Raw genomic sequence first — 6,362 nt, forward strand, 5'->3', positions numbered from 1 at the left:
AGAATAATTGGACAACCTTTTTAGGAGATAAACGAGCTGCTAGTGCTCCTTCTCATTATGATTCTGGTGAAAAATCTTATCCTAGTAAAACAGTTTTGGTTAATACGGTAATAAATACCTTAGGTACTAAAATATCAAATGACGTGATTTCTCTTATTAAATAATAAATAAAATAATCGAGCAATTAAATCAAGAGATTACCACTAGAATATCCCATATTTTCATTTTTTATTGGTCAAAATTTAAGATGGGTGCATTTTTGAGATTAATAATTTAAAATTTCTAAAGAAATGAAAAAAATACTACTAGTTGCCTTTTTATTAGGTTTTAATGTAATTCAATCCCAAGAAACAATAACAAATCAATCAGTTATAGATTTAATAGATTTAGGTTTTGATACAGAAGTTGTAGCATCTAAAATAAACTCTTCACCTGTGGAATTTGATACTTCCTTAAAAGAATTAAAACGGTTGAAAAGCTTAAATGTACCGCCAAATATTCTAACATTAATGATTCAAAAATCTAAAACTGTAGCAAAAGTTGGAATCTATTATTTTAATGGTGATGAAGAAATGGCAATTTATCCAAGTATGTTTTCTGGAAATAAATCAAATTCTTTAACATCTGCTCTTACAGCTGGAATTGTTTCTGCAAAAAGCAAATCGTACATACCCAATGAGCGATCAAATAATAAAGTTACAACACAAGAATTCAATTTTTATTTTTCAAATGTTGTTGCAAGTGAAGGTTTAACTAAAAACTGGTGGTTTCAAACGGCTAGTTCTCCTAATGAATTTATATTATTAGAGTTAAATGTTAAACGAAGTAAAAATCAACGAGAATTAGTAACTGGAAAAGTTGATGGTTTAGGAAATGCGCAAGCTGGTGTTGGAGGAGACAATTCAATTCCTTTTAAAATTGAAAATACAGGAAACAACAGCTTTAAAGTTATTCCTCTTGATTATTTAAAATCAGGCGAATATGCGTTTATATATAGTGGAACAGTTCCACAAGGTGGAAATAATAATACCGTATTTGATTTTTCAGTACAATAAAATAAATTGCTAAGAAAGAGATTTATTTTAACTCCGCTCAGTATTAACTGCTAAGCGGAGTTATATTTTAACATAGTATTTGATAAAAATTGACTTAAAATAAAATTATTAATAGTGCTTCTTTTAAATAAGGATTCTGTAATTTTATACAGCAACTTATATTTTTTCAAAACCATAAATGTTCAACCTCTTTAGAAATAAAAAATATCCAGAATTTTGGAAGGAATATTTAAATACCTTCAAACAAAAACCAACAAAAACTATTGAAACTACACGATTTGTAGTTTTTGATACTGAAACTACTGGTTTAGATATTTTGAACGATAGAATTTTGTCAATTGGCACAGTTACCATTCTTAGCAATACAATTGATATTGCCGACAGTTTCGAAATCTATTTAAAACAAGACGAATTTAAGGCTGAAACTGTTGAAATTCACGGAATTCTTAAAGATGGAAACCTTAAAAAATATTCTGAAAAAGAGGGGCTTGAAAAATTTATTAAACACTTAGGAAATGCTGTTCTAGTAGCGCACCATGCTGCTTTTGATATTGAAATGATAAATGCTTGTTTAAAAAGAATGAATTTACCCAAACTAAAAAACAAAAGCATAGATACTGGCATTTTATATAAAAAACTAGCAGGTAAAAAAGACAATCATTTTAATTTAGATGTTTTGTCTACAGAATTTAACATTCCCAAACATGATAGACATACTGCATCTGGTGATGCATATATTACGGCCCTTTTGTTTTTAAAAACTATTTCGAAATTAAAAAAGGAACGTACTATTCATTTCTCCGATTTGTTTAGAAATTCTAATAATAAAGGTTTGATTTAAATTATTTATTAAATAATTTTATGAGCCTTTATAAGGAAGCTTCCAAAAATACCAACACTATTAATTTACAAAAAAAAGTCAATTAAATTTAATTGACTTTTTTAATAACAATATTTGAGTATTATAGTTATTTTTTTAAACCATATTTTAAAATTTTCGTAAAGACTATTTTAACTTTCCAATTGTTTTAAATAGTTTAATTTATCTTTCCAACTATCTAATTTTTCTTTATAAACATCTATTTGTTTACGAACATTCTGCACTAAAGGATTATCCTCCGACACGTTTGAGATAAATCCAATATTATTTTCTAATTGTTGAATCTCACGTACGGTCTCATCTATTTTTTTTCTTATAAATAATTGTTCAGAATCTAGCTTTCTATAGTTTTTTTGTTCTAAATAACTATTCACTAAGTTTTTAAATTTAATCATTTCTATATCTTGCTGTTCAATAGCATCACTATTGTCAACAACCTTATCTAATAATTTATTAAATTTAACTTCTATATGTCTCATTTCATAAGGCACTCTTCCAAGGTCTCGCCAATCACTAACATATTCATTTAAAGTATCAATAGATATTTCAGATGGATCGCCAATCGCTTCTTTAATTGTATTTAAAAGATCTTTCTTCTTATTTAAAACTTCAATTTGTTCTTTATTCCCAATATCTTGATTTTTGTGTAATCTATCAAAATAATGATTACAAGCATCTTTAAATTCTTTCCAAAGCTTATCTGAATATTTTCTAGGAACGTGTCCAATTTTTTTCCAATCGGATTGAATTTTTTTCATTACCTCAGTTGTAGTATCCCAGTCTTCACTATCTTTTAAAGCAACTGCCTTTTCAATTAATGCCTTTTTCAGGTTTAAATTATCTAAATGATCTTTCTTAATATTTTTAAAGAATTTATTTTTTTCAACATTAAATTTACGTGTTGCATCTTTAAATTTAGACCAAATTTCATCACTTTTTGCTCTTGGAACTTGACCAATACTAAAAAACTTATTGCGTAAAACTTCTAACTCTTTTATACTTTTTTGCCAATCTACTCTAGAGTTATTCTTTGAAATATCTATAGCTTCTATTTGCTCTATTACTTTTATTTTTTTATCAATATTTCCTTCGAATTTCGATTTCATATCCTTAAAAAATTCATGACGATTGTCATGTACTTTTTTAGTTGCTTCACTAAATCGTTCCCAAACCTCTTCTCTGTTTTCTCTTGCAACAGGACCTATATCTTCTTTCCAAAGTTTATGCAGTTCCTGTAATTCCTTAAAAGCAGCGTTAACATCTTCTAAATTTACCAATGCTTCAGCTCTATCTACAAGTTTTAGTTTTTCTTCAAGATTATGCTTAAAATCTAAATCTCTTAAATCGTTACTTAAATGTAATAAATCGTAAAAACGTTCTACATGGTGTTGATACGTTCTCCAAGTGTCATTATATTTTGCTCTTGGAATTGGACCAATTGACACCCATTTAGATTGAATATCTTTAAACATTTTATACATAGTTGCACCTTCTGCATTATCTATTAAATGTTTTAAATTCTCTATAAGTTCTAACTTTTCATCTAAATTAGAATTTAATTTAGCATCTTGATTTGCATAAAATTCGTTTCTTTTTATTTTAAAATCATAAAGAAAGCTATTGTATGTAGATTTTATTGGATTGTTATATTGAAAATCTATAATATTTCCTCCTTCAGCTAAAAATTTCTCTTTTTCAGTTTTTAAAAGTTTACCGAACTTTAGATTAAAAATACTTTTAATTTTATTTACATTACTATTTATACTCTGAACCTGACCTTCTTTAACAAGTTTTCCTAATTCTGCAACTAATTCATCTAAACTTAAGCTCTCATAATCTTCCATTTCAATTTCCTGATGGTCGCTTCCCTCTGAACTTTCAGCAATTTTACTATCAATTTCAACTAAAGCTTTATCCGAATTGCTGCTTTTTTTAATTTCTGATGTAACTGGCGTTTCAGAAGTAATTTCTGATTTAGTTTCTGTTGCAACTTCAGGTTTCTTTTCATCTGCAACAACTGCTTTTGGTGTAGTGGCTTCTTTAGTTTTAGCTTCAGCTTCTTCCTTAATTTCAATTGCTGGTTTGGCTTCAACTTCTGCCTTTATTTCGGCTTTAATTTCTGTTTTAGAATCTTTAGATTGATCTGTTAAATCTGTTGAATTGCTTTCTGGTACTGGTAATTTTTCTTCTTGGTCTAACATATTATAATGTTTAAGGTTCAATAATTATACTCATTAATAATTTTAAATAATAGTATCACAAAATACTATTTTATAGAAGATTCAAATAAACTATAAAAGTTGCGTTAAATTTCCGTGTTTTTTTTCTATGAATTCCATATTTTCCAAGATTTTTCAGCTTGAAGTTCTAGCATTTCATAACCATTTTTAATTGTAGCTCCTTGACTTTTTCCTTTTTGCAAAAATTTACTTTCAGACGGATTGTAAATTAAGTCAAATAATAAATGTTTTTTTGAAATGTATTCGTATGGAATCTCTGGAGCATCTTCAATATTTGGATGTGTTCCAATAGGTGTACAATTGATAATTATAGGATACTCTTCCATTATTTGCTGATTTAAAACTGAATACAGAAAATTGTTATCACCCAACCTTCTTGAAACAAATTTATACTCAATATTTAATTTCCCTAAAGCATATGCAATTGCTTTTGAAGCTCCTCCTGTTCCTAAAACTAATGCTTTTTTATGATGCGGTTTTAATAATGGTTTTAAAGAATTTAAAAAACCATAATAATCTGTATTATAACCAACTAATTTATTATCGTCTGTTACTTTTATGGTATTTACAGCTCCAATTTTTTTAGCGTCCGCATCTATTTCATCTAAATATCGCATAACCGATTCTTTGTAAGGAATGGTTACATTTATACCTCTATATTCGTGTTCTTTATGGTACAACAGAAATGGGAATTCTTCAATCTCAGGAATGTCCATATTACTGTACGTTAAGGTGGTTAAACCTAATTTTTTAAATTTTTCAGAAAAATATTTTCTTGAAAAAGAATAGGAAATATCTTTCCCTAACAAACCAAATTTTGTACGGTTATTCATCTATATATTCTTTACGTTCTGCCCCATATTTATCTATCAATAAAATAATTGCTGCTCCAATACCTATAAAAAGTATAGCCATCCAAGTTTCTTTATTTGAAAAATCTGGAAAATACCTTTCAAAATTTTCAATTACTTTGTTTCCTTTGGAGTCTAATAAATTAATGCCATTTTCAATTTTATAAACCTCTTTTTTCCAAGGCCAAACTATACCCAAAGAACCAGCTATAAAACCAATGATTACTGCTGTTACCATTTGATGCCAGCGTTTTAAAACATATCCTAAAATATGTGAAGTAACAACCAAGCCAAATGCCGAACCACCTGTAAAAGTGGCAATTATTTTTAAGTATCTCATTCTTTCATCGCTATCCATAAAGCTAAAATCTCCTGTAAAAATCTCTGTAAGAGTTTTAAATAAAACGGCTACAGAATCTACAAGTAATAATACATAATTCCCCATTAAAATAAGTATAAATGAACCAGACAAACCTGGAAGAGTCATTCCGGAAACGCCAATTATTCCACAAACAAAAACAAACCAAAGGTTGTCATTTTCTTTTGCTGGGCTCATAAAACTAATGGCAATACCAAGCAGTACACCAACAATCATTACCACTATATTTTTAGTATTCCAATTGTTAAAATCTTTAGAAATATAAAATATAGAACCTAATATCATTCCGAAAAATGCGCTCCAGACATACAATTCATATGCGTCTAATAAATAATCTAAAGCTAAGGATATACTAAAATAACTAAACATACTTCCGCCAAAAACCAATAGTAAAAAAGTTGCATTTGTATAGTTATAAAAGCTTTTAAACCTTCCATTAAATAATAATAAAAAAGCTTTGTAATTTATTTTTCTGAATGAATATATCATTTCTTCATAAAAACCTAAAACAAAAGAAACTGTACCACCAGATACTCCGGGAACTTTATTGGCGGCTCCCATTGAAAGTCCTTTTAAAAAAAGGAAAAATTTATCTAGTAAACTACGTTCTCTTGCCATAAATTAATTTGAATTCGACAATTTAGCTACCTGTTCTAAAATAATTATTACTGCAAAACCAATTATTGCTAATACTATAGCCATAATAAATTGTGATTCTCCTTCAAACGAAAATGGCGAGATACTTTGCTCATTAAAAGGAACTTTTATCCCCTCCGAATTTGTACGCCAAGTTAATGTTTCTTTCCAAGGCCAAATTTTATTTAAAGATCCTAAAATAAACCCTGTTAAAACTGCTAATGTTAAATTTTTATAATGATTAAATAACCATTTTAATACTTTAGAAAAGGATAACAATCCAATTATTGCTCCAGATGCTAAAATTGCAAGCAGTTTAAA

The 6,362-nt window shown here is 27.9% G+C and carries 6 protein-coding genes; 2 read left to right on the top strand and 4 right to left on the bottom strand.

Annotated features, from left to right (window positions below; all coding sequences use genetic code 11):
* Positions 1–290 precede the first annotated feature (290 nt).
* On the top strand, positions 291–1,055 hold the full coding sequence (locus tag AB1Z17_RS11725; RefSeq protein WP_368051981.1) for a hypothetical protein: 765 nt from the start codon (positions 291–293) through the stop codon (positions 1,053–1,055).
* Between the two features lie 178 nt (positions 1,056–1,233).
* Positions 1,234–1,896 (top strand): 3'-5' exonuclease, encoded by a 663-nt coding sequence (locus AB1Z17_RS11730; protein WP_368051982.1) that lies wholly within the window; start codon positions 1,234–1,236, stop codon positions 1,894–1,896.
* A gap of 170 nt (positions 1,897–2,066) precedes the next feature.
* Here the strand turns inward: AB1Z17_RS11730 and AB1Z17_RS11735 are convergent, their stop codons facing one another.
* From AB1Z17_RS11735 to AB1Z17_RS11750, 4 genes are all read right to left on the bottom strand, one after another.
* Positions 2,067–4,136 (bottom strand): DUF349 domain-containing protein, encoded by a 2,070-nt coding sequence (locus AB1Z17_RS11735; RefSeq protein ID WP_368051983.1) that lies wholly within the window; start codon positions 4,134–4,136, stop codon positions 2,067–2,069.
* A gap of 125 nt (positions 4,137–4,261) precedes the next feature.
* Positions 4,262–5,008: a shikimate dehydrogenase gene (locus AB1Z17_RS11740; protein WP_368051984.1), complete on the bottom strand. Its 747-nt coding sequence runs from the start codon at positions 5,006–5,008 to the stop codon at positions 4,262–4,264.
* Positions 5,001–6,023 (bottom strand): DUF368 domain-containing protein, encoded by a 1,023-nt coding sequence (locus AB1Z17_RS11745; protein ID WP_368051985.1) that lies wholly within the window; start codon positions 6,021–6,023, stop codon positions 5,001–5,003. Before AB1Z17_RS11745 ends, AB1Z17_RS11740 begins: the two co-directional genes overlap by 8 nt.
* Positions 6,024–6,026: 3 nt before the next feature.
* A partial coding sequence (locus AB1Z17_RS11750; protein ID WP_368051986.1) for a DUF368 domain-containing protein occupies positions 6,027–6,362 on the bottom strand: 336 nt, incomplete at its 5' end.

The sequence above is a fragment of the Lutibacter sp. genome (genome assembly GCF_040883305.1).
In the GTDB taxonomy this organism is placed as follows: domain Bacteria; phylum Bacteroidota; class Bacteroidia; order Flavobacteriales; family Flavobacteriaceae; genus Lutibacter.